The 24,204-nt window shown below is 31.2% G+C and carries 19 protein-coding genes and 1 other RNA gene; 6 read left to right on the top strand and 14 right to left on the bottom strand.

Features of this window, described 5'->3' with window-relative positions:
* Window positions 1-71 precede the first annotated feature (71 nt).
* The 5 genes from ACJJVO_RS05870 to ACJJVO_RS05850 form a co-directional block, all read right to left on the bottom strand.
* Window positions 72-1,667: a right-handed parallel beta-helix repeat-containing protein gene (locus ACJJVO_RS05870; protein WP_405571588.1), complete on the bottom strand. Its 1,596-nt coding sequence runs from the start codon at window positions 1,665-1,667 to the stop codon at window positions 72-74.
* 84 nt (window positions 1,668-1,751) lie between these two features.
* Complete coding sequence (locus ACJJVO_RS05865) at window positions 1,752-2,516, bottom strand: carboxypeptidase-like regulatory domain-containing protein (protein ID WP_405571586.1); 765 nt, start codon at window positions 2,514-2,516, stop codon at window positions 1,752-1,754.
* Window positions 2,517-2,599: 83 nt separating this feature from the next.
* A complete protein-coding gene (locus ACJJVO_RS05860) occupies window positions 2,600-2,989 on the bottom strand; it encodes an acyl-CoA thioesterase (RefSeq protein ID WP_405571585.1) in 390 nt (129 codons plus the stop codon).
* Between the two features lie 25 nt (window positions 2,990-3,014).
* Window positions 3,015-3,809, bottom strand: a complete 795-nt coding sequence (locus ACJJVO_RS05855) for a carboxypeptidase-like regulatory domain-containing protein (protein WP_405571583.1) — start codon at window positions 3,807-3,809, stop codon at window positions 3,015-3,017.
* Window positions 3,810-3,898: 89 nt separating this feature from the next.
* The gene (locus ACJJVO_RS05850) at window positions 3,899-4,927 is read right to left on the bottom strand and encodes a glutaminyl-peptide cyclotransferase (RefSeq protein WP_405571581.1); all 1,029 of its coding nucleotides are present in this window, start codon (window positions 4,925-4,927) and stop codon (window positions 3,899-3,901) included.
* Window positions 4,928-5,015: 88 nt separating this feature from the next.
* On the opposite strand from ACJJVO_RS05850, the gene ffs reads away from it, so the two are divergent.
* The 3 genes from ffs (at window position 5,016) to fsa (ending at window position 6,763) form a co-directional block, all read left to right on the top strand.
* Window positions 5,016-5,114: signal recognition particle sRNA small type (gene ffs, locus ACJJVO_RS05845), an RNA gene on the top strand.
* Window positions 5,115-5,172: 58 nt separating this feature from the next.
* On the top strand, window positions 5,173-5,976 hold the full coding sequence (locus ACJJVO_RS05840; RefSeq protein WP_405571578.1) for an SDR family oxidoreductase: 804 nt from the start codon (window positions 5,173-5,175) through the stop codon (window positions 5,974-5,976).
* A gap of 133 nt (window positions 5,977-6,109) precedes the next feature.
* Window positions 6,110-6,763: a fructose-6-phosphate aldolase gene (gene fsa, locus ACJJVO_RS05835; protein WP_405571575.1), complete on the top strand. Its 654-nt coding sequence runs from the start codon at window positions 6,110-6,112 to the stop codon at window positions 6,761-6,763.
* Window positions 6,764-6,782: 19 nt separating this feature from the next.
* Here the strand turns inward: fsa and ACJJVO_RS05830 are convergent, their stop codons facing one another.
* The gene (locus ACJJVO_RS05830; RefSeq protein ID WP_405571574.1) at window positions 6,783-8,249 is read right to left on the bottom strand and encodes a TlpA family protein disulfide reductase; all 1,467 of its coding nucleotides are present in this window, start codon (window positions 8,247-8,249) and stop codon (window positions 6,783-6,785) included.
* Between the two features lie 321 nt (window positions 8,250-8,570).
* On the opposite strand from ACJJVO_RS05830, the gene ACJJVO_RS05825 reads away from it, so the two are divergent.
* On the top strand, window positions 8,571-10,196 hold the full coding sequence (locus ACJJVO_RS05825; RefSeq protein ID WP_405571572.1) for an ABC-F family ATP-binding cassette domain-containing protein: 1,626 nt from the start codon (window positions 8,571-8,573) through the stop codon (window positions 10,194-10,196).
* 123 nt (window positions 10,197-10,319) lie between these two features.
* Here ACJJVO_RS05825 and ACJJVO_RS05820 read toward each other — a convergent pair whose 3' ends face one another.
* The 5 genes from ACJJVO_RS05820 to thrA all read right to left on the bottom strand — a co-directional run bounded on the left by ACJJVO_RS05820 (window position 10,320) and on the right by thrA (window position 16,312).
* Entirely contained in the window at window positions 10,320-10,670 is a 351-nt protein-coding gene (locus tag ACJJVO_RS05820) for a ribose-5-phosphate isomerase (RefSeq protein ID WP_405571571.1), read from the bottom strand.
* 84 nt (window positions 10,671-10,754) lie between these two features.
* Window positions 10,755-11,579 (bottom strand): DUF4328 domain-containing protein, encoded by an 825-nt coding sequence (locus ACJJVO_RS05815; protein ID WP_405571569.1) that lies wholly within the window; start codon window positions 11,577-11,579, stop codon window positions 10,755-10,757.
* 18 nt (window positions 11,580-11,597) lie between these two features.
* Window positions 11,598-12,887 (bottom strand): threonine synthase, encoded by a 1,290-nt coding sequence (gene thrC, locus ACJJVO_RS05810; protein ID WP_405571566.1) that lies wholly within the window; start codon window positions 12,885-12,887, stop codon window positions 11,598-11,600.
* Complete coding sequence (locus tag ACJJVO_RS05805; protein ID WP_405571564.1) at window positions 12,887-13,810, bottom strand: homoserine kinase; 924 nt, start codon at window positions 13,808-13,810, stop codon at window positions 12,887-12,889. The genes thrC and ACJJVO_RS05805 overlap by 1 nt, the downstream gene beginning before the upstream one ends.
* A 27-nt stretch (window positions 13,811-13,837) precedes the next feature.
* Complete coding sequence (thrA, locus tag ACJJVO_RS05800; protein ID WP_405571561.1) at window positions 13,838-16,312, bottom strand: bifunctional aspartate kinase/homoserine dehydrogenase I; 2,475 nt, start codon at window positions 16,310-16,312, stop codon at window positions 13,838-13,840.
* A gap of 480 nt (window positions 16,313-16,792) precedes the next feature.
* On the opposite strand from thrA, the gene ACJJVO_RS05795 reads away from it, so the two are divergent.
* Window positions 16,793-18,361 (top strand): NAD(P)H-hydrate dehydratase, encoded by a 1,569-nt coding sequence (locus ACJJVO_RS05795; RefSeq protein ID WP_405571558.1) that lies wholly within the window; start codon window positions 16,793-16,795, stop codon window positions 18,359-18,361.
* Window positions 18,362-18,429: 68 nt separating this feature from the next.
* Here the strand turns inward: ACJJVO_RS05795 and ACJJVO_RS05790 are convergent, their stop codons facing one another.
* Window positions 18,430-19,467: a TlpA family protein disulfide reductase gene (locus ACJJVO_RS05790; protein ID WP_405571555.1), complete on the bottom strand. Its 1,038-nt coding sequence runs from the start codon at window positions 19,465-19,467 to the stop codon at window positions 18,430-18,432.
* Window positions 19,468-19,594: 127 nt separating this feature from the next.
* Between ACJJVO_RS05790 and hutH the strand changes: the two genes are divergently transcribed.
* Window positions 19,595-21,124, top strand: a complete 1,530-nt coding sequence (hutH, locus tag ACJJVO_RS05785) for a histidine ammonia-lyase (RefSeq protein ID WP_405571552.1) — start codon at window positions 19,595-19,597, stop codon at window positions 21,122-21,124.
* Between the two features lie 7 nt (window positions 21,125-21,131).
* Here the strand turns inward: hutH and ACJJVO_RS05780 are convergent, their stop codons facing one another.
* Window positions 21,132-21,503 (bottom strand): hypothetical protein, encoded by a 372-nt coding sequence (locus ACJJVO_RS05780; RefSeq protein WP_405571550.1) that lies wholly within the window; start codon window positions 21,501-21,503, stop codon window positions 21,132-21,134.
* Between the two features lie 85 nt (window positions 21,504-21,588).
* Complete coding sequence (locus tag ACJJVO_RS05775) at window positions 21,589-24,141, bottom strand: ATP-dependent Clp protease ATP-binding subunit (RefSeq protein WP_405571547.1); 2,553 nt, start codon at window positions 24,139-24,141, stop codon at window positions 21,589-21,591.
* Between the last annotated feature and the right edge of the window lie 63 nt (window positions 24,142-24,204).

Here is a 24,204-nt window from a genome sequence, read left to right as displayed (position 1 = left end):
TTAAATTCATAAAAATAAAAAAGCCCTTCAAACTAAATTGAAGGGCTTTTTTATTTAGTTAAACTTATAATTTAATCTTCAAAGATTATAAAATTATAGGCACCAGCATCAATAGAGCTAGATCTCAAAAAACCAAGAATATCTCTTGGTGCTTCTGCGACTCCAAAAGTATTTCCTATGCCTTTAGCTCCAGAATCGTCGCCAATTCTCATTAAGTTTTCAAAAGGACTTTTAAATTTTGGATCTTCGTTAAATACATTATTACTATAAAATAACGTATCATCAAAATCATAATTACCAGTACCAGAAAGACTACTATTATTAAATCTTAATAAACAATTACTGAATTTAAAATTAAAAATGTCACCTTCATTTTCTAATAAAAATTCAGGATTATCATTTCCATAAATAATACAGTTGTTAAAGTTGGCTTCGGTTAAACCATTAGTGAAAATTGTATTGTTTTCGTCAACAATGAAATCATTTAGGAGTAGGGCAGGATATTCTCTAAAACTACTGTCCCAGTAATTGGCAATTGTACAATGTGTAAAGTTGTATTTACCACCATAAGTGCCAGCAAAAGATGATTGTCCACAATTATTTATTACAAGGTTTTTCGCTGTAATTGAAGTTGCAGTACCTCTAATTCCGAAACTACTAAAATTAAATATTTTTGAATTTGTAATCGTTAATTTATCGTTTGGAGCATCTTGGTTACCGTCTGCCACAATACCTATTGTTCCATTTTTTATGGTAGCGTAGTTAATGGTGTTATTTTCACTTCCGTTAAATAACCAAATTGTTCCCCATTGTCCAGGAATATCTGAGTAAAAAGGTTCTAAACGATCCCCTTCTATAATAACTTCGTTTGCAAGTGTTTCTTGGTCTGGACTAAGAGTACCATTAATATTAAGAGATCCACCATCGGTAACTATAATACCAGAATCTGCATGAAAATGAACACGTGCACCAGCTTCCATAGTTAGTGTTTTACCTTCTCCAACTCCTGCATAGCCATAGATGACATAGGGTTTTTCGTTAGTGAAAGTGAGCTCGCTATCTAGTAAAAACCGACCTTGTAATGTCGTTTCATCTGGTGTGCCATCACCATCTACATCAAATGTTAGGGTTTCAATGATATAATCATCATCATCATCAATAGGTGTTCTATTAGGATAAATAAAAACAGCATCTTTTACTAAGGTTATCACATCGATATCTTGTTGCTTAGAACCAGAATCGAATAGAATGCGATCTGTATATAAAAATTGATTTTCTAATGCTCCTAAATCTGGATTAGCAATATCAATAGTTGTTTCAATAAAAATAAATAAACTATCATTTGCTAACAATTCTACATCTTCAAAGAATTTACCAATTTGGTCATCATTATCTAAACCGGTAGAACCATCAACATTCATTCTGTAAAGTGAACTTTCACCATTTTCAAATTGAATAGTAGGAATTACAATATCTTCATCACTACGATTATAAACTTTTAAATTATAAGTGCTAGAACCTATCGTAGAAAACACGGTATCTAAATAAATGGTGTCTCTAGCAAATTCTAGTTGTCCTTTACTTGGTGTAAATTCAAAATCATTACGACAAGAACTCCAAAATAGTAAGATTCCGAAACAGAGTAAAAATGATAGCAATCGCTTCATAAGTGATAAATATAATTAAGGCTTAAAAATATAACTTTTGAAGTTAGGATTTATTATAGTTGGGTATAAATTACTAGAAGTTTGCTATTCCTTTGATAATGGTTTTTCTCCATATTGTTCTAAAAGAATTAAAAATAGCTGACTGTTTAAAACCAATTCTTCAAGTAACTGTATTTTGTTTTCGTCTTTAAGTAATTCTGTACTGATTTGTTTTGCTTCGCAAAAATCATAAAACAGATATTTTTTATCACTAGGAATTTTTAGATTTTCTGTCATTAATTGCTCATTAAAAAATGGGCTTTTATCAAACAAAGAATCCATTTGAGTGTAAGAAATCGGATAGTAATTCGGTTTTTTAGGTTTGTCTTTAGAGAAGAGTTTTACAACTGCACCAATAAGGTATACAAAATCTACTCCACTAGTTGCTCCTGCAGGTTTGTATAAGTGAGGATTGTTTTTTATGTCTTCGTTTAGTATATTTTGTAGTTCAATATTATAAGTTTCTTCTTTAAAAACGGGTTGCTCAGGTTCTGTTTTAACTTCAACTTCATCAAGTTCTGTTAGTATTTCTTTAAGCTCAAAAACAGCAACACCATTAAAATGAAAATCTTTTAGAACTACCGTTTTATTATGGTAGAATAAGGACTCAAAAGCAATACTATCATTTACTTTAGCTTGTATACTAAAGTTACCATCTTCATTGGTTACGGTAACTCGGTTTTGGGTTTTGTTAAAGACATTTATATTTTTTACTGGTGCATTAGCATCGTAGACTTTTCCATTTAAGGTTTGAGCATATTGAACAAGTGGAAAACACAAGAGAAAGACTAAAAGAGTAATTTTAAGCATGTTGTAGTTGATTGATGCGATAAAGAAAAGTGTTTCATTTTATAATCGCCTCAACATTAAAAAAACTTTAACCTAATAAAATGTTAATTAAATAACGTTGCTATTTCAGATGTTATACGTGTTGGTCTCTGAGTTTTATTATCTATTAAGCACCATTTTGCTTTCGATTTTACAATCAACTGGTTGGTTTCAGCATTTATAATTTCTACATGTCTTGTGGTAGAAACACCTTCAACTTTAGGAACATACGTTTTTATAAGTAATTTGTCACCAAGTAGCGCTTGGTTTTTATACTCTATAAAATGATTAACTAAAAACCAAGAGTAGGTATCTAAAATAGATTTGGTTGCATAAGTTAACCAATGTTCTTTTGCAATATCTTGAACCCACTGTACATAACAAACGTTATTTACATGGTTAAGATCGTCAATATCTTCTTTAGAAACGGTTATCGTTTTTTCAAATATATTCATGTCAGTCTTTTGATGCTTAAAGATATTATTTCTTCATAAAGATCCTTTTAATTCCGTAAAAGAATTTACCAAAAGAGGTTCTTTCTTGTTCTCCTTTTTCTATAGCTTCTCTTTTTGCTAAACGTTTAGCTTTTCGCTTTTTTCTTTTACAGTCGTTATTACTTTGGTAATTGTAAGAAACAAATCCTACTGCAGCATAATCATTAAAGCAACTATCGTTTTCTAAAACTACCTTTAATTCGTATTTTGTGTTTAATGGAATGTTTTGAGTTTCCATACCTACGTAACTTAACTCTAGAATTTCTCCTATTTTTCCTTTTATGGTGAAATTACCATCAAAATCTGTTTGTGCACTGCGAGATGTTCCTTTTACAATTATAGAAGCTCCTGGTAAAGGTAAACCATCAATTGCGGTAGTTACTGTACCGAAATATATATGTTCATTTAAAATAGAAGTAGCTACTTTACCTTTTACCATGGGTCTTATTATGGTCTCTGTTTTTATGGGTTCACCTTGAGCATATGTATGTTGGTTTCCGAGTGCCAGAAAAGCAAATAGGCCAGAGGCAGCCAAAGACAAATAGTTGTTTTTGGCTTTTCTGCTCATAACAATTTCTCTATCTAGTTGTTGTGTTTTAAAGCGTCCGCAGAGATTTTCATTAGCTTCTAATGATTTAATAATTTGCTCATCAGTTTGTGTTGTGAAGTCAACAACGGTTTTACTACAAGCTGCACAATGACGACCTTCATTTTTTGGTGTCATTTTACGCCAATCCTCATGGCAAGGTTCAGCAATATTTATGGTAACAGATTTTCTCATGGTTAGTTTGATTTATAAATCAAAGAACCAAAAGTTATAGGTTTAATAAAATGTAAAATGAGTGACTTATGCTTTTCGGTGAGTAAAGCTTATTGTTTCTTTATTTTAACTTCAAAAAGTTTGTCCCAATTTTTCCCTGTTACAAAAATAGTTTCACGTTCTGGGTGGTACGCAATACCATTTAATACATCTAATTCAGGATGTTGCTTTACTAATTTTTTTAAAGGTCTAAAATCAATAACACCTTCAACACCACCAGTTTCAGGATTAATAATAAGTACACCATTACGTTGGTACCTATTGGCATAAATTTTACCATTTATCCACTCCAATTCATTAATGTTTGGTATTTTACCTTTTTCTGTATAAACTTGAATGTGGCCTTGTTCTGCTAAGCTTTCAGGATTTAAAAAGTAAATTTTATCTGTACCATCAGACTTAAATAATGTTTTTCCATCATTACATATTCCCCAACCTTCTTTACTCGTTCCGTAATTGAAAGTGCTTAATTTCTCAAAAGTATTAACGTCGTAAATAAAACCGCGTTTAGCTTGCCAAGTTAATTGATAGATTTTATCATTTAAAATGGTTAAACCTTCACCAAAATATTGATCTTCTAGGTTTATGTTTTTTAAAACTTCACCAGTTTCAAAATTTACTTTTCTAAGTTTAGATTCTTTTTTTTGACCAGTGCTTTCGTATAACTCACCATTATAGAATTCTAAACCTTGTGTGTAAGAGGTGATATCATGAGGAAATGTATTAACTATTTCATATGTATATATCGAAGGAATAATATTATTAAAGACCTGAATGGTTTTAGAAATAGTTTCTGTCTTTTCTCCTACGGTTACTTTTGCTATTATGTTTTTTTCTCCTAAAGATGTATTATTAAGAATGACTGTATTTTCAACAGGCTTACTATCAATTTCATAGCTCACATTAGTTATATCTAATTTTTCAGGATTATTAATAGATAATTTTAATGTATCACCTAGCATTAAAGATTTTGTCGTCGTATTTATAGAAAGGCTCGATTGTTTAGAAGAATTTTCATCTCCACAATTTATTAAAAATAGACTTAAAGTTAAGAGAATGAAATATTTAGAAAGTTGCATAAGTTATGTTTGAATTTTTAGCAAGTTATTAAATAAAATTCAGTTTAAAAATCATTGCGAAAGTAATTAAAGATTGTATCTTTGCAGCTGGCAAGTCCTACACAACCAGCTCCTGTTGAATCCTCCAGGGCGGGAACGCAGCAAAGGTAAATGGTCGTAGCGGTGTGATGTAGGTAGCTTGCCTTTTTTTGTGCCCAAAAGTCTCCTAAAAATTTGTATTTTGTTACTTATAATTTTTCAACATTATGTCTAAAGTTGTATTAATAACAGGTGGATCTTCAGGAATAGGAAAATCTGTTGGTGAGTTTCTTCAAACCAAAGGATTTAAAGTCTACGGAACTAGTAGAAATCCTGATAATTATCCTAATAGTAAGTTTCCTATTGTAGCTTTAGATGTTACAAAACCTGAAACTATTTCTAAATGTATTTTCGATGTTTTAACACTTGAATCTAGAATAGATGTTCTTCTTAATAATGCTGGTGCCGGAATAACTGGTCCTATTGAAGAAATTCCTGATGCAGAAATAAAACGCAATTTTGAAACCAATTTTTTCGGTCCAATTAATGTAATTAAAGCAGTTTTGCCAACTATGAGAAAGCAAAATTTTGGTTTAATAATTAACGTTACTTCTATTGCTGGTTATATGGGTTTACCATATAGAGGTGTTTATAGCGCAAGCAAAGGTGCACTTGAATTAATCACCGAAGCTTTTAGAATGGAACTAAAAGGGTTTAATATTAATATGACTAATGTGGCACCTGGTGATTTTGCTACCAATATTGCAGCAGGTCGTTATCATGCACCAGTTTTAGAAAATTCACCTTATAAATCTACTTACGGAAATACGTTGAGTATGATGGATGAACATGTTGATAGTGGAAGTGATCCAAAACAAATGGCTGAAGCTATTTATAAAATTATAGAAACAAAGAAACCTAAAGTGCATTATAAAGTAGGTGCATTTATGCAGAAATTCTCTATTGTTTTAAAACGCATACTTCCAGATACGGTTTATGAGAAGTTGTTAATGAATCATTATAAGTTGTAGAACTTAGTTTGTAAGAGCTATTGTTAATATATTCTGAAAAATCATTCCTATAAATGAGGCTTAAAGTTGTAAATTCGCAGCAACTAAAAAATATGACTCCCTTTTGCAAGGGAGATAAAAAACAATTTTTTCTATGAAATTTTTTATCGATACAGCAAACCTAGAGCAGATTAAAGAAGCTCAAGATATGGGTATTTTAGATGGTGTTACTACAAATCCATCGTTAATGGCTAAAGAAGGCATTACTGGTACAAATAATATTTTAAAACATTATGTAGACATCTGCAATATTGTAGATGGAGATGTATCTGCAGAAGTTATTTCTACTGATTTTGAAGGCATGGTAAGAGAAGGTGAAGCGTTAGCTGAACTGCACGAACAAATTGTGATTAAATTACCAATGATTAAAGATGGTATAAAGGCGTGTAAATATTTTTCGGATAGAGGAATTAAAACTAACGTTACTTTAGTGTTTTCTCCAGGACAAGCGTTATTGGCTGCAAAAGCTGGTGCAACTTACGTATCTCCTTTTATTGGTCGTTTAGATGATATCTCTACGGATGGTTTAAATCTTATCGCAGAGATTCGTCATATTTATGATAATTATGGATTTGAAACTCAGATATTAGCAGCTTCTGTACGTCATACAATGCACGTAATTGATTGCGCTAAACTAGGATCGGATGTTATGACAGGTCCTTTAAGTTCTATTACAGGCTTATTAAAACACCCATTAACTGATATTGGATTAGAAAAATTCTTAGCAGATTATAAAAAAGGAAATTAATATACTTTTTATATAAGTTTTAAAGAGCATCTTGTTTAACGATAAGATGCTTTTTTTGTAGCAGTTCTTCAAGCGTTTCGTTAAACCCAGCATTAAAAATGTTAGCATTTGGATGTAAAATAATACCATGCTCATCTACAATAATTGCCTTGTTTAAATAGTTTACGGCTAATGTTTTACGAGCTTGTTTAGAATTTTTAAATCTAAACTCATTTATAGTTGGGAAATTGTAATTGTTAACAATACTTTTCCAAAACTCATCATGGTTATCATTTACATTAATAGAGATGAAATCCATCTGTGGGAATTTGGATTTCAATTTATCTACCATATAATGGCTGTTTCTATACTGAGATTTAGAGTTTGAAGACCAAAAATAAATAATAGTAGGTTTGGTAATTATGGAGGTGATTGAATGCTCGGTATCATTATAATTAACAATCGCAAGATTTGGTAAAGGATTACCTTGACGTAATACTTTTAGATTAGATACTAAATCCGTCATGTAAGCTTTATCCACATCATTAGTACTTTTGGTTAAGTAATACTCTAAATACTGGTTAGCTTCTAATTCAGTATGGTTATGACTTATAAAATCTATCGCTTTATGCTTTAATAGATTATTCTTAATCGTTGTATCTGTAATAATACTATCAATTAAATCTAATTTAGACATATTATAATCTATAGCATGTCTATTAAATTTGCTATGAAAATCATTTTTTTTGTAATAAGAATGTGTCGCTAAGTTCTCTATATGAGAAGATAGAAACCTATTATAAGCAAAGAAACGACTTAGGTAGTTAGCGTTGTAATCTATATTTTTTCTATGATGAAAAAAGTCTTCAGGTAAATCTTTAATATGAATCAATTTATTATTTCCAAAGTAAGCAAACGGATAAATTTCCTTGTCTGCATATGCGTTGTAATTAATATTAGCTTCAATTATGGATTTAAAGAACTCAGATTCTTCATTTTGAGTTAAAAATTCATGAAACTTATTTAATTGAGCATTTCGTCTTTTTTCAATAAACACATTAAAAGCTTCAGGCTCCATTTTAGAATATTTAACTAACTGTTTTGCTTCTTTTTCGTTAGATAAATATGTTTTAATAAGGTAATTGTTCTTTTTGGCACCATTTCCTGTGAATACTAATGACTCATCAAAATCGTATGTATTTAGTCTAAACATAATACTATCATTAGCTTCTAATAATAGCATTTGGTATTCACCACCATGAGTTATAGAATATAAACCTGGTTTTAAATTATCTATTTTATGAACAAATCTATTATCATTATCTAAAGTAATAGTGTCTATAACCTTACCATTGGTATTATAAATTATAACACGGTTATTTTTAGGGTTAATAATTTCACCACCTATATAAGCATGTTCACTATTGTTACCTCCTTTAAAATGGCATCCTAATAGAGTAGATAACAAAGTAATAGTAAGTACTATACGTGGGTTTAAAATAGACATATTATAAAAATTATTTAAACAAAAATATAGGTTGATAAGCGCAACTCTTGTTAATACCTCGTTAAATCTTATTTTAGAACTTATAAATTTCGCCTAAGGGCTATAATTTTAGGTTCTTAAGCCTGTTTAAAGGCACTTAGCGAGCATGAATTTATTGATTTTATAAGTATAACCCTTAAAAACAGTTTAAATATAATTTTATTTAAATTTTAAGATTCAAAACGCAGTTGTATAGCAGATTTTACGTTTAATTTTCTACTTTTGCACTCTCAAAAAAATGCCTTAATTATGGTTTAAGGCTAAATAATAAAGTTATAAGTTATGTTATCAGTTTCTAATCTTTCAGTTCAATTCGGAAAACGCGTACTTTTTGATGAAGTAAGTACTACGTTTAATAATGGTAATTGCTACGGGATAATTGGTGCCAATGGTGCCGGAAAATCTACATTTTTAAAAATTATTGCAGGCAAAATGGATCCAACATCTGGAAGTGTTCATTTAGAGCCAGGCAAACGCATGTCTGTTTTGGAGCAAAATCACAATTTACATGATGAAGACACTGTTTTAGAAACCATACTAAAAGGAAACAAGCCCTTATATAAATTAAAGACAGAAATTGATGCTTTATATGCAGATTATACAGATGCTAATGCAGAAAAGATAGGAGAGCTTCAAGTACAGTTCGAAGAAATGAATGGATGGAATGCAGATAGTGATGCAGCTGCCATGTTATCTAACCTAGGAATTAAGGAAGATTATCATTATAGTTTAATGAAAGACTTAGATGGTAAACAAAAAGTACGTGTCTTATTAGCACAAGCTTTATTTGGGAATCCAGATTTATTAATTATGGATGAGCCTACCAATGATTTAGATTACGAAACGATTTCGTGGCTAGAGAATTTCTTAGCAAATTATGAGAACTGTGTGATTGTGGTATCTCACGATAGACACTTTTTAGATTCAGTTTGTACACATATTTCAGATATTGATTTCGGGAAAATCAACCATTTCTCTGGTAACTATACGTTTTGGTATGAATCTTCTCAATTAGCAGCAAGACAACATGCACAACAGAATAAAAAGGCTGAAGAGAAGAAGAAAGAATTAGAAGATTTTATTCGTCGTTTCTCTGCTAACGTTGCAAAATCTAAGCAAGCAACGAGTAGAAAAAAGATGATTGAAAAGTTGAATATTTCAGATATCAAACGCTCAAGTCGTCGCTATCCTGCTATTATTTTTGAACGCGATCGCGAAGCTGGAGATCAGATTTTAAATGTTGAAGGATTATCTGCAAGTATAGAAAATGAGGTTTTATTTAAAGATATTGACATCAATTTAAATAAAGGAGATAAGGTAGTTGTGTATTCTAAAGATTCTAGAGCAACTTCTGCATTTTATCAAATATTAAATGGAAACGCAGAAGCTGATTCAGGAAAATTTGATTGGGGAGTTACAACAACACAATCTTATTTGCCGTTAGATAATAGCGAATTTTTTAACAACAAATTATCTCTAGTAGATTGGTTACGTCAATGGGCACAAACAGAAGAGGAGCGAGAAGAAGTGAATATTAGAGGTTTCCTTGGAAAAATGATCTTTAGTGGAGAAGAAGCTTTAAAAACATCAGATGTTTTATCTGGAGGAGAGAAAGTAAGATGTATGTTAAGCCGAATGATGATGACAAGAGCTAACGTTTTAATGTTAGATGAACCTACAAATCACTTAGATTTAGAGAGTATTACAGCGTTTAATAATTCGTTAAAAAACTTTAAAGGAACAATAATGTTAACAACTCATGATCATGAGTTTGCACAAACTGTTGGTAACCGAATTATAGAATTAACACCAAATGGAGTTATAGATCGTTACATGACTTTTGATGAATATATGAGCGATAAGAAAATAAAGGATCAACGCGATAAAATGTATGAAGTTGCCACATAAAACTCATTTTGTTTTTATGTAATTTAAAGTTTTTGAATAGGGTAGGACTTCGCGATACTTATATTTTATAAGAAAGCAATTTTATCAAAAAAAGAAGGTGACGATTATTTGTGTTTTAACTAATTAATTTGACCAAACAGCATATCCTTCACGTCTTAACTCTAATGTAATTTGCTCTTCGGCTTTTAATGCTTCAACTCTTGTAAAAAAAGGGTCAATGTGATTGAATAAACTTGGACGTAAATAAGTGCCATATTTCTCTACAATATTTGAAGAGATTTTGTAGCCCTTTTTATTTCTATGTCCTGTTTTATGCTGAAGGAATCTTTCTTTAGGTGTTTTACTCGTCATCCCAACATACAAACACTCTAAAACTCCATTAAACTGTGGATTTGCTTTTCTAAACTTCGCATTTTCTGTAAACACACGTTTAGAAAGTTCAATGACGTAAATGGTGTAAAGTGTTTTTGGCATGATTATATTCTAATTTTCAAAAAAGATTGAACTAATTTTTAAAATTGTACAATCCAAAAATTAAAGAATTTCTATTCAATATTACTAAATTTCTATTTTTTCTAATTTAGTAAGTTCTTCTTCTTTTTTAGAATAAGATTTTATCATTGAAACGGTAACTATAGCTAAAGGTATACCTATTAGAGATAAAACAATATCACCTATAGTGGCGTTAATAAAGTTTTCAACTGTCTCTTCTTTAAAGGCACTTTTAAAAAGAAAGCTTCCAATATAGTTTGATACAATCCATAGTGTCCACCATATACCAATTGTAGAAGTTTTAACAGCGTTTTGCTCAGAGGTTTTTGAATTAATTAGATGTGTTGATTTAGTCTCCATTTCTTTCATGATTTGATATGGACGATACAATGAGATTATAGGAACAAACCAACTACCAGCTGCCCATCCTTCTGAGTTGTCGCAGTTGGTTCTTATATTTAAATTATAATAAGCTCTTCTAAACCATTGTATAAACGTGACTGCGGATACAATAAAAACAACAAGATATAAATAAGCGACTAATATTTCTCTTAAGTCATTTGATTCGAGCATTTCATCTGTTACAAATTCATTATTTTGAAAGTCTATTAGTAAATTGTATTGTAAATAAGATGAAAAAATAGCAAGTATATCTATTGCCATTACGGCCCAAACAAATATTTCAGCAAGCTTTGCTCTTTTTAAGTTGGGTTTAATAGCATTAATTTTATTTTCTATTCCTGAAACAACAGAATTATCATGTTGAAAATCTCGACAGCGACCTTCAAAGTCTAAACTTTTTCCTTTAATGTTACAAATATCTTCATTGTCAATGTTACCTCTTTTTCTATTGAGGCATTTTTCGCAATCTTCAAGTTGTTCTTCTGTCATGGTTTACGTTTTTAAATATTACTTCAACAAAAACGCCTTCAAATCATCATAAGAACTTACTTTAATAGATACTTTCTCTTTATCCATTACAGCTTCAATTTGTGAAGGTAAAGGCAAAGTTTTCTCAATAACGTCTTCAACCACATCTAAAAACTTTGTAGGATGTGCTGTTTCTAAAAATACAACATGTGCATCATTGTTTTCTAAATATTTTTTAGCACCTAAGTAACCAACAGCACCATGCGGATCAGCGACATAATTGAATTCTTTATATAATTCTAATAATGCAGTTTTTGTGGCTTCATTGGTAAAACTATAAGATGATAAATTTGCTTTTAGTGCTTCAAAATCATTGTTGTGTAATTCTTGAATACGTATAAAGTTACTTGGGTTACCAACATCCATAGCATTACTAATAGTTTGTACAGATGGTTTTGGGTTGTAAGATTGTGTTGTCATATAATTTACAACTGTATCATTAGCATTGTTTGAAGCTATAAAATGTTTTACAGGTAATCCTAATTTTTGAGCCACCATACCAGCACAAATGTTTCCAAAGTTTCCACTTGGCACAGAGAAAGCAATGTCTTTATGCTTAGATTTTAATTGCTTGTATGTAAATAAAAAGTAGAAAAGTTGTGGTAACCAACGCGCAATATTAATTGAGTTTGCTGAAGTTAATTGCATTTTACTAGTTAACTCTTCGTCCATAAAGGCACGTTTTACCATATCTTGGCAGTCATCAAAAACACCATCAACTTCTAAAGCAGTAATATTTTGCCCAAGCGTTGTCAGTTGTTTTTCTTGAATATCGCTCACTTTTCCACTTGGGTAAAGGATAACAACATTAACACCTTTTACACCTAAAAAACCATTAGCAACAGCACCTCCTGTATCTCCAGAAGTTGCGACTAAAACGGTTACATCGTTGGTGTTAGTTTTATTAAAATAGCCTAAACATCTTGCCATAAAGCGTGCGCCAACATCTTTAAAAGCCATTGTTGGTCCATGAAATAACTCTAGTGTAGAAATATTCTCATTGATTTCTACTACAGGAAAATCGAAATTTAAGGTTTCTTCAACGATTGTTTTTAAGACGTCTTCGGGAATTTCAGGAACTATGAATTGTTTAATTGCTTCAAACGCAATTTCTGTGTTTGATTTATCTTCAATGGTTTCAAAAAATGAAGCATCTAAAGGTGTAATCGTTTCAGGAAAATATAAACCTTTATCTGGCGCAAGTCCTCGGACTACAGCATCAGCAAAGGTTGTGTTTGGTGCTTGTTTATTTAGAGAGTAATAGTTCATTATAATGTTTTTATACCTTGGGTATTAATTTTAGAAACATACGTTTCAAATTCTATATTTGTTTTTGAATAGACATTGCGTATAGCTTCTTCTACTTTCTTCGCTGTAGCTTCACTCTTGCTCAACATAAATATTGATGGTCCTGAACCAGAAATGGCACAACCTAAAGCACCAGCTTCTAAAGCTGCAGTTTTTACAGTATCAAAATGAGGAATAAGTTGTTTTCTATAAGGTTCTATAACCACATCGTTTAAGGATTCTTTTATTAAATCGTAGTCAGATGTGTGTAAACCATGCACTAAACTACCAACATTTGCCCATTGCGTAATGGCATTAGTTAATGGAATTTCTTTGGGTAGTATAGCTCTAGATTCAGAGGTTTTAATTTCAATTTGTGGATGAATTAAAGTTGCAAATAAATCTGAAGGTGTTGGTAATTCTAACACTTTTAAAGGACAAGCACTTTTTACCAATGTAAAGCCACCAAAGATAGCAGGTGCTAAATTATCTGCATGTTCGCATTTACTAGCTAATGCTTCTCCTTTCATGGCAAAGTTAGTCAGTTCGGTTTTGTTTAATGAGTTGCCTAATAGAGCGTTCATTCCAAAAACACTTCCTGCTGCACTAGCAGAACTACTTCCTATACCACTTCCTGGTTTTATTTTTTTATAAATTTCAATTTCAAATCCACAGTCTGGTTGCAAAGCATTGTACATCGCTAATGCAGAAACACCTGCTACGTTTTTTTCTGCTTCAAACGGTAAATCGTAACCTTCAATTTTTGTGATTCTTATTCCTTTTTCTTCTGTCTTTCTAATGACCATTTCATCTCCAATGGTATCTAAACAAAAGCCAAGAACATCAAATCCACAAGCCACGTTTGCCACTGTTGCAGGCGAAAATATTTTGATTTCGTTTTTCATGTTTACTTCCCGCGAAAGCGGTAATCATTAATTATTAGCGATTCTTATAATATCTGCAAATAAACCAGAAGCGGTAACATCTGCACCTGCACCTGCACCTTTAATAATCATAGGTTGTTCAGGGTAACGTTGCGTGTAAAACATTACAATATTATCTTTTCCTTTTAGATTATAAAATGGATGACCTTCAGGAATTTCTTTTAGTCCTACTTTAGCCTTGCCGTCATTAAACTCTGCAACAAACTTTAGCTGGCAATTATTTTCTTCTGCAGATTTAAATAAGCTTTGATAATAGTCTTCATCTGTTTTTAAAGTTTCAAAGAAATCATCTACAGAATCTGCGTTCATTGCTGCATCTGTTAAGAAATTATCGCTTTCTAAATCTGCTAATTCAATAGCATGACCACTTTCTCTTGCTAAAATTAAAACTTTACGAGCAACATCAATTCCGCTTAAATCAATACGAGGGTCTGGTTCTGTATAACCTTCTTCTTGAGCTTGTTTAACGACATCGTAAAATGTGGTTTCTGCATTAAAATTGTTAAATATGAAATTTAAGCTTCCAGATAAAACGGCTTGTATAGTATTTACTTTGTCGCCAGAAGTTATTAAATGGCTCAACGTATCAATTACAGGTAAGCCAGCACCAACGTTAGTTTCAAATAAGAACGAAGCGTTATATTGTCTAGATAGTTGTTTTAATTCATTGTAATATTCAATATTTCCAGAACATGCAATTTTATTACATGCAACCACAGAAATACTTTGTTTAAGATATTTTGAATAAATATTAGAAACAGCTTCGTTAGCTGTAATATCTACAAATACTGAATTTCTAAGATTTAAGTTTTTAGCATGTTCAAAAAAGCCATCTAAACTCGATTTTTCACCATTAGCCAGTAGGTCTTTCCAATCTTTTAAATCTAAACCTTCATCATTAACAATCATGGTTTTAGAATTTGATAAACCAGCAACTCTTAAATTAATTTTAAAGTTTTTCTTAACATAAGCTTTCTGTTGTTTAATTTGCTCAATTAATCGCTCTCCAACATTACCAACACCTGTAATAAACAAGTTGATTTGTTTGGTTTTAATTTCAAAAAACTGCTCGTGTAAACTATTAAGTGCTTTTTTCACATCATTCTTATGTATTATAGCAGAAATATTACGCTCAGAAGCTCCTTGAGCAATAGCTCTAATATTCACGTTGTTTTTACCAAGTGTACTAAACATTTTACCGCTAATACCTTGATGACTTTTCATTTTATCACCAATAACAGCAATAATAGATAAGTCAGTTTCTACGACAATTGGGTCAATTTTATGAAGTGCAATTTCGTATTCAAAAACAGTATCAATAACTTCTTTAGCACGCTGTGCATCGTTGTTTGAAATTCCGAAACAAATTGAATGTTCAGATGATGATTGTGTAATTAAAATAATGTTGATTTTTTCTTGAGCAAGTGTTTCAAATAAACGTTTACTAAAACCAGGAACACCAACCATACCATTTCCTTGTAAGGTTAGTAAGGCAATGTTTTCAATATTACTAATACCTTTTACAGGCGAATTGTCTTTGTTAGAAGTGTTTTTGGTTATTGTTGTACCAATAGCTTCAGGTTCCATTGTGTTTTTAATTACAATAGGAATTTGCTTTTTAAGCACAGGCATTACCGTTGGTGGATATAAAACTTTCGCACCAAAATGCGATAATTCTACCGCTTCTTGATATGATAACTCCACAATAGGTGAGGCTTGTTTTACTAATTTTGGGTTGGTTGTAAACATACCACTGACGTCTGTCCAAATTTGTAATTCATCAGCATCCATAGCAGCAGCAATTATTGCCGCAGTATAATCAGAACCACCACGACCTAAGGTTGTAATCTCTCCATGAATAGATTTTGAAACAAAACCAGGAAATAAAACAATAGCATTAGAATTTGAACTAAAAAACTCTTGAATATTAGCATCTGTAACTTCAAAATTTACAATGGCATTATTGAAATTAGAATCTGTAATAATAACTTCTTGAGAATTCTTTAAAGCGGCATCTATTTGTCTCGCTTTTAAAGTATGGTAAATTATGGTTGAGGATAATGCTTCACCAAAACTTAGTAATTTATCTCTGGTTTGTGGCGATAATTCGTTAATAAGATAAATACCGTTTAAAAGACTTTTTAGATCATTTAATTTATCGGTAATTAAATCTTGAAGGTCTTCTTGTTGCTTTTGTAATAATTTATCTTCTTCAGGATTTAAAAATAATCCATCTATAACTGAGTTATGGATGGACCAAATGATATCGTATTTCTGGAGGTATTCTAAATCTTTATTGCAAGCTAAATTTGCTGCCTCTAATAACTTATCAGTGATTCCGCCAACGGCAGAGACCACTACAGCAATAGAATTGCTTTTAGATTGTTGGTCTAAAATTGAAATAACTTTATTTATATTTTCGGCTGTACCTACTGATGTACCACCAAACTTGAGAACTTTCATATTTTTATGTAATTTAAGAGAATAAAATGTCTAAATAGACAAATAGGGACGGAGAGCATATTATAAATTACCCCAAAGGGTAATAATCGTTGAAATGAAAAACATAGAAATACACATGCTGTTAGCATTAACTATTATATGTGATGATATTTTGAAATTTGTCTTCATTACATACCAAAAGTATTATTTTTATAACAATAAAAAAACTAATCGTTTCTTTTTAGGGAATTAGTAAAAAAGGGCTAATCTTTATAAAAAAAATGAAAGATAATTAACAAAAAGGACTAGTTAATCAATTATTCATATATACCATTTTTATATTATGTTAAATATTAAGTAAACGTAATTATGTGAATATGAGATCTAGGGATTATTAAATAATTAGAATAGGAATTAAATTGTGAAATTCTAAATTTTATCGTTTTAATAAATGATCAAATACGAATGACATTTAACCTATAAAAGAAATAAATAAAACAAATGAAATTATTTTCAAAAGAACAAATTTACGAAGGTGATAAATTAACTACAGAGCTACAAAATATATCATCTACAGACTTAATGGAGCGTGCTGGTATTCAGATTTTTAATTGGATACATATGCGTATGCAAGGAGCTCAAGTGCCAATTCATGTGTTTTGTGGTATTGGTAATAATGGTGGTGATGGTTTGGTATTGGCCAGACATTTAATAACCCATGGCTATAATGTAGTGACTTATATTGTTAATTGCAGCGATAAGCGTAGTAAGGATTTTTTAATTAATTACGATCGCATTAAAAATGTCACCAAAGATTGGCCTAAAATGCTAAGTTGTAAAAACGATTTTGAAGAAATAACAATTGGAGCTGATGATATTATTGTGGATGCCGTTTTTGGTATAGGTTTAAATCGTTCTCCAAATGATTGGGTAAAGCAGTTGTTTCAAAAATTTAGTGCTTCAAAAGCATTTACATTGTCTATTGACATTCCGTCTGGATTGTATACGGACAAGGTTGTAGAAGATGAAAAAGCTGTAGTACATGCTAATTATACTTTGAGTTTTCAATCTCCAAAATTAGTTTTCTTTTTACCAGAAACTGCTAAATATACCATTCAATGGGAAGCGTTAGATATTAATATAGATCGCGATTATTTAATAAAAACAGAAACTGAGGTAGAATTAATCTCTAAACATGAAGTTTTACCAATTTATAAACCTCGAGAAAAATTCTCACACAAAGGGAGCTTTGGCCACGTGTTAATTATTGGAGGAAGTTATGGTAAAATAGGTGCTGTTAATTTAGCAAGTAGAGCAGCATTGAGTTCTGGAGCAGGTTTAGTTACTGCTTATAGTCCTAAATGTGGTTATCATAGTTTACAGACTGGGATTCCTGAAGTTATGGTGATTACAGATGATGATGAAACCAATATTACTAATATTAATTATGATATTGAGCCAACTGTTATTGGCATTGGAGTAGGGTTAGGGGTTTCTGCAAGAACGGCAAAAACTTTTGAAGCATTTTTAAAGCGCAATACATCTCCTTTAGTTATTGATGCAGATGGACTAAACTTATTATCTAAAAAGAAGACGTTATTAAAGTTGCTACCAGAGAAAACCATTTTAACTCCACACCCTAAAGAATTAGAGCGCTTAATTGGTAAATGGTCTAATGATTTTGAAAAACTAAAGAAAGTAAAAGCTTTTTCTAAAAAGTACAATGTTATTGTACTTATTAAAGGGGCAAATTCTATTACAGTTTATAATGAAAAATTATATGTAAATACCACAGGTAATCCTGGTATGGCCACAGCTGGAAGTGGTGATGTATTAACAGGCGTTATTTCTGGTTTACTAGCCCAAAGCTATGAACCATTAGCAGCTACAATATTTGGTGTCTATCTTCATGGAAAGTCTGCAGACATTTCTATAGAAGATCATGGTTATCAAAGTTTAATTGCAAGCCATATTATTGAAACAATGGGAGATGCTTATATAGATTTATTTAAACGACCAGAACAACCTAAAGAAGAAGACTCAGAAGCACAACAGCAAAAAAAGTCCTAACAAAGTGTAATTAAAAAAGCCTGTTTCAATTATTGAAACAGGCTTTTTTATATTTTAAAAGGAAGATATTATATTCCTAACTCTTTAAACAATTCAACTAATGCAGGATTAGATGGTCTAGGTGCATCTGCACTTACAATATTTCCATCAGGATCTACTAATATAAATCTTGGAATTCCATTGATTTTATAATTTCTAACAAATTCGGAATTAAATCCATTATCAGCCATTAATTGTATACCTCCTAATTCTTTATCTGCCACCATTTTTTTCCAACCTTCATAAGCTGCAGCTTTGTCTCCTTTATAACCTCTTCCTTCATCAACAGAAATACTAACAAACTCAATGTTCTTTCCTTTAAATTGCTCTTCTACTTTTTTAAGTGAAGGTATTTCTCTAATACAAGGACCACACCAAGTTGCCCAAATATCAAAATAGACATACTTTCCTTTAAAATCTGATAGCGACATATCTCCACCTGCAAAATTTTCATAATCTACAAAATTAGGAGATGGTGATCCTTTAGGAAAAGCATCTTGTGTAGCAAATTTAGAACTCATAAATTGATTCAACTGCTGAACCGTTTTTTCTATGTTTTTATCCATTATTGAAACACGAGTAGAATCTACATCAGAATATTTATTTTTAACATCTTCGTAAGCAGCTTTATAACCCTTAATAGCATTGTCTACATCTTCTTTAGTTCCTGTTGCAATTAGGTTTTCTGTAAAATGATCTTTAGATATAAGGAATGATTTTACTGAAAAATTGTTAATATCAGAATCGTCACCTAAAAATGTCATAGAATCTATAAACGAATTATAATCGGTCTCAAAAGAAGACGTATTATCATTCTTTAAATAAATCTGGCCATATTCCTTACCATGTTGAAAGGTGTAATCGCCTTCTACAACTTTTAATGTGTCTTTAAAGGTCCCATCATCATTAATGGTAATAATTTTTTCGTAATTCTTGCCTTGAAAGATTTTAAGTGTTTTACTTGCATCTGGATTTTCAATTTTTCCAGAAAGTGTAACATAATCTTTTGGTTCTCCCTTACAAGCAAATAGAGTGGCTGAAATGCAAAGTATAAGTAATCTTTTCATAATAAGTCTGTTTTTACGAATGCAAAAATAAACATAATAAGCCAATTACAAAGACGGAATGAATTATTAACAAAACCTTGTAAACTGCAAAATTATTCTCAATTTTGAAGACTAAATAATATAACTAATGGATAGCTATCATATCATCTCTTCAGACGCTTTAGATATTGTAACGATTTACAATATTTTTTATGAAAATAAAAAGTTAAAGCTATCTGAAGACTCTATAAAAAACATTAAAAAATGTAAAGCATATTTAGATAATAAACTGGCCAATAATAAAAAACCAATGTATGGTATAAATACAGGTTTTGGCTCTTTATATAACGTTAAGATTTCTGATACAGACTTAAGTCAATTACAAGAAAATTTAGTAATGTCTCATGCTTGTGGAACAGGTGAACGCGTACCAGAATCTATAGTGAAAGTGATGCTACTTCTTAAGATTCAATCCTTAAGTTATGGTCATAGTGGAGTGCAGTTAGCAACTGTAGAAAGGCTAATAGAATTTTTTAATAACGATATTTTTCCTTTTGTATTTACTCAAGGTTCTCTAGGTGCTTCAGGTGATTTAGCTCCTTTGGCGCACTTAGCTTTGCCTTTATTAGGAAAAGGAAAAGTAGTACATAACAATAAAGAATATGATGCCTCAACGCTTTTAAAAGAATTTAATTGGCAACCCATTACACTTGAAGCTAAAGAAGGCTTAGCCTTATTAAATGGTACACAGTTTATGAGTGCTTATGGTGTTTATTTGTTATTAATGTCTCACAAAACATCTTATTTAGCAGATATTATAGCAAGTATATCTCTAGATGCATTTGATGGTCGTTTAGATCCTTTTCACGATTTAGTGCATGCAGTAAGACCACATCCCGGACAGCGAAAAGTAGCTAGACGTTTTAATGAATTTTTAAAAGGCAGTGAATTAATTACTAGACAGAAAGAACATGTGCAAGATCCATATTCTTTTCGCTGTATACCTCAGGTGCATGGAGCAACCAAGGATACTTTAGATTTTGTTGAAAAAGTAATTTTAACAGAGATTAATTCGGTAACCGATAATCCTAATATTTTTCCGGATGAAGATTTAATTATTTCAGGAGGAAATTTTCATGGTCAACCATTGGCATTAGCATTAGATTATTTGAAGATCGCTATGGCAGAAATTGGTAATATTTCTGAACGACGCGTTTTTCAACTGGTATCGGGATTAAGAGGATTACCTGCATTTTTGGTAGATAATCCTGGTCTCAATTCTGGTTTTATGATTCCTCAATATACTGCAGCAAGTATTGTGAGTGCAAACAAACAGATGGCAACTCCTGCTAGTGTAGACAGTATTGTATCTAGCAACGGACAAGAAGATCACGTTAGTATGGGAGCCAATGCAGCAACACAAGCCTATACGTTAGTTAAAAATGTAGAACGTGTTATTGCTATAGAATTAATGAATGCTTCTCAGGCTATAGAATTTAGACGACCTTTAAAAACATCTCCATTATTAGAATCGTTTTTAGAACAATACCGAAAAGTAGTTCCTTTTATGAAGGTAGATGAAGTTTTACATGATTCTATTGAGGCTTCAATTCAATTTTTAAAAGATGTAGATATTGAAATTGATGAATTATTTTTGAATAGTTACGATTTAAAATAGATTCACATTAACTTTTGCTAACGAGTTGATCTGCCCAATTAAAAGCATCATCTAAATTAGTGAAAATTTCAAAAGGCTTTTTAAGAAATAGCTTTTCGATTTGAGCATTTTTTTTGGCTTTGTAATCGTAAGAAACTACAGCAAAACCTACCAAATTTTTGGTTTTAACGGTTCGTGTATAAATGTTGGGATTAACAGAGTAAGAATTTATTCTATAAGAAATGTACACAAAAGGTTGATCTGTATAATAATCTTCTGCAATTTTGATTAGGGCTTCGTTAAAAGATTTATCGACATGAACACCTTCTTTTATGATAGTGACCATATAATTTTTGTAAAATTTTAATGTACAGAAGTCTATGTCAATAATTTTTGTCATAAAATAAAAGCCTTAGGGTGTCTTCTAAAATACAAAAAACTCCTTTAATTATAAAGGAGTTTTTTAATATATTTTAATTAGGTATTTAAGATTCTGTTGTTTTACTAGACGATTTAATCTTAATACTTAAAGCATCATTCTTTTCATCCAAGTCCATGGTAATGATGTCACCTTCCTGAATTTTAGCGTTAATGATTTCTTCAGCAAGGGCATCTTCAACATACTTTTGTATAGCTCTATTTAATGGTCTTGCTCCATATTGTTTATCAAATCCTTTATCAGCAATATAGTCTTTAGCTTTATCTGTAAGTTTTAGTGTGTAACCTAAGTCTTTTATTCTGTCGATTAACTTCACCATCTCAATATCAATAATTTTATTAATATCCTCTTTTTCTAAAGCATTAAACACAATGACATCGTCAATTCTGTTTAAGAATTCAGGAGCAAAAGCTTTTTTAAGTGCATTCTCTATAACTCCTTTTGCATGGTCAGCTTCTTGAGCGACTGCAGCAGATGTTCCAAAACCAACACCAGATCCAAAATCTTTAAGTTTTCTTGCTCCAATATTAGATGTCATAATAATGATTGTATTTCTAAAATCAATTTTACGACCTAAACTGTCTGTTAAATAGCCATCATCTAAAACTTGCAATAACATATTAAAGACATCTGGATGTGCTTTTTCTATTTCATCTAATAGTACAACAGCATAAGGCTTACGTCTTATTTTTTCAGTTAATTGTCCACCTTCTTCATAACCAACGTATCCTGGAGGTGCTCCAACTAAACGAGAAATGGCGAATTTTTCCATGTATTCACTCATGTCAATACGTACTAAGGCATCATCGCTATCAAATAATTCACGCGCTAATACTTTAGCCAATTGCGTTTTACCAACGCCTGTTTGACCTAAGAATATAAATGAACCAATTGGCTTGTTAGGATCTTTAAGTCCAGCTCTATTTCTCTGAATAGCTTTTACGACCTTTGCAACTGCTTGGTCTTGCCCAATCACTTTACCTTTAATTAATTCTGGTAATTTAGATAATTTGTTGATTTCCGTTTGTGCTATTTTATTCACAGGAATACCTGTCATCATAGATACCACATCAGCTACATTATCTTCAGTAACAACTTCTTTATGTTGCTTAGTTTCTTCTTCCCATTTTTCTTGGGCAGTTGCTAATTCTTTTTCTAATCGTTTTTCATCATCTCTAAGCTTTGCAGCTTCTTCATATTTCTGTTTTTTAACAACACTATTCTTAGTTTCTTTAACTTCTTCGAGTTTCTTTTCTAATTCAAGAATCTTTTTTGGAACATCAATATTTGTAATATGTACACGAGAACCAGCTTCATCTAAAGCATCAATAGCTTTGTCTGGAAGAAAACGTTCCGTCATATAGCGATTAGTTAATTTTACACAAGCTTGAATAGCTTCATCTGTATAATCAACATTATGGTGTTCCTCGTATTTACTTTTAATATTATTTAAGATTTCAATAGTTTCTTCTACAGAAGTTGGTTCAACAATGACTTTTTGGAAACGACGTTCTAAAGCACCATCTTTTTCTATGTATTGTCTATATTCATCTAATGTAGTTGCACCAACACATTGTATTTCACCTCTTGCTAAAGCTGGTTTAAACATATTTGAAGCATCTAAGCTTCCTGTTGCACCACCAGCACCAACAATAGTATGAATTTCATCTATAAAAAGAATAATATCATCATTCTTTTCCAGTTCATTCATAACAGCTTTCATACGCTCTTCAAACTGACCTCTATATTTAGTTCCTGCAACTAAGCTTGCCAGGTCTAAAGTGACGACACGCTTATTAAATAAGGTACGAGACACTTTACGTTTTACTATACGTAAAGCTAGTCCTTCTGCAATAGCAGATTTACCAACTCCAGGCTCACCAATTAATAGCGGGTTGTTTTTCTTTCTTCTACTTAAAATTTGAGATACACGTTGTATTTCTTTCTCACGTCCTACAACAGGATCTAATTTACCTTCTTCTGCAAGTACAGTTAGGTCTCTTCCAAAATTATCTAAAACTGGTGTTTTAGACTTTTTATTCGATTTACTAGTTTGTCCTCCAAATGGATTCTGCTTTGCATCTTCTTGTTCATTCATATCATCATCTTCAGAGAACGACTCTGCTTTTGGGGTTTCTAAATAATCATCTTCACTAGTTGCCATAGATTTAAATTCTTCTTTTACGTTATCATAATCTACTTTAAGCTTGTTTAAAAGCTTTGTGGTAGGATCATTTTCATTTCTTAAGATGCACAATAATAAATGTGCTGTATTAATTGACGAGCTTTGAAACAATTTTGCTTCTAAAAATGTAGTTTTTAATGCACGCTCTGCTTGCCTAGTTAAGTGTAAGTTCTTTTTTTCGTTAGACGTTGTTATAATATTTGGGTTAGCAGGACTTAATATCTCTACTTTACGCCTTAAGTGATTTAGATCTACGTCTAAGGCACTTAAAATATCTATTGCTTTGCCATTGCCATCTCTTAAAAGACCAAGCATTAAATGCTCAGTACCAATAAAGTCATGACCTAAACGCAAAGCTTCTTCTTTGCTATAAGCAATAACATCTTTAACTCTTGGGGAAAAATTATCATCCATACTATATTCCTTTCTGCTTTAAAAATAATAAAAACATATTGACTATAAGGCAAAAACTGTACC

This window comes from Winogradskyella sp. Asnod2-B02-A (genome assembly GCF_045063645.1).
Classification (GTDB): Bacteria; Bacteroidota; Bacteroidia; order Flavobacteriales; family Flavobacteriaceae; genus Winogradskyella.
This window is presented reverse-complemented; position numbering and strand designations above follow the sequence as displayed.

Excerpts from the sequence above, each read along its gene's own strand:
- ACJJVO_RS05870 (WP_405571588.1), bottom strand. The coding sequence starts at position 1,667 with ATGAAGCGATTGCTATCATTTTTACTCTGTTTCGGAATCTTACTATTT.
- ACJJVO_RS05865 (WP_405571586.1), bottom strand. The coding sequence starts at position 2,516 with ATGCTTAAAATTACTCTTTTAGTCTTTCTCTTGTGTTTTCCACTTGTT.
- ACJJVO_RS05860 (WP_405571585.1), bottom strand. The coding sequence starts at position 2,989 with ATGAATATATTTGAAAAAACGATAACCGTTTCTAAAGAAGATATTGAC.
- ACJJVO_RS05855 (WP_405571583.1), bottom strand. The coding sequence starts at position 3,809 with ATGAGAAAATCTGTTACCATAAATATTGCTGAACCTTGCCATGAGGAT.
- ACJJVO_RS05850 (WP_405571581.1), bottom strand. The coding sequence starts at position 4,927 with ATGCAACTTTCTAAATATTTCATTCTCTTAACTTTAAGTCTATTTTTA.
- ACJJVO_RS05840 (WP_405571578.1), top strand. The coding sequence starts at position 5,173 with ATGTCTAAAGTTGTATTAATAACAGGTGGATCTTCAGGAATAGGAAAA.
- fsa (WP_405571575.1), top strand. The coding sequence starts at position 6,110 with ATGAAATTTTTTATCGATACAGCAAACCTAGAGCAGATTAAAGAAGCT.
- ACJJVO_RS05830 (WP_405571574.1), bottom strand. The coding sequence starts at position 8,249 with ATGTCTATTTTAAACCCACGTATAGTACTTACTATTACTTTGTTATCT.
- ACJJVO_RS05825 (WP_405571572.1), top strand. The coding sequence starts at position 8,571 with ATGTTATCAGTTTCTAATCTTTCAGTTCAATTCGGAAAACGCGTACTT.
- ACJJVO_RS05820 (WP_405571571.1), bottom strand. The coding sequence starts at position 10,670 with ATGCCAAAAACACTTTACACCATTTACGTCATTGAACTTTCTAAACGT.
- ACJJVO_RS05815 (WP_405571569.1), bottom strand. The coding sequence starts at position 11,579 with ATGACAGAAGAACAACTTGAAGATTGCGAAAAATGCCTCAATAGAAAA.
- thrC (WP_405571566.1), bottom strand. The coding sequence starts at position 12,887 with ATGAACTATTACTCTCTAAATAAACAAGCACCAAACACAACCTTTGCT.
- ACJJVO_RS05805 (WP_405571564.1), bottom strand. The coding sequence starts at position 13,810 with ATGAAAAACGAAATCAAAATATTTTCGCCTGCAACAGTGGCAAACGTG.
- thrA (WP_405571561.1), bottom strand. The coding sequence starts at position 16,312 with ATGAAAGTTCTCAAGTTTGGTGGTACATCAGTAGGTACAGCCGAAAAT.
- ACJJVO_RS05795 (WP_405571558.1), top strand. The coding sequence starts at position 16,793 with ATGAAATTATTTTCAAAAGAACAAATTTACGAAGGTGATAAATTAACT.
- ACJJVO_RS05790 (WP_405571555.1), bottom strand. The coding sequence starts at position 19,467 with ATGAAAAGATTACTTATACTTTGCATTTCAGCCACTCTATTTGCTTGT.
- hutH (WP_405571552.1), top strand. The coding sequence starts at position 19,595 with ATGGATAGCTATCATATCATCTCTTCAGACGCTTTAGATATTGTAACG.
- ACJJVO_RS05780 (WP_405571550.1), bottom strand. The coding sequence starts at position 21,503 with ATGACAAAAATTATTGACATAGACTTCTGTACATTAAAATTTTACAAA.
- ACJJVO_RS05775 (WP_405571547.1), bottom strand. The coding sequence starts at position 24,141 with ATGGATGATAATTTTTCCCCAAGAGTTAAAGATGTTATTGCTTATAGC.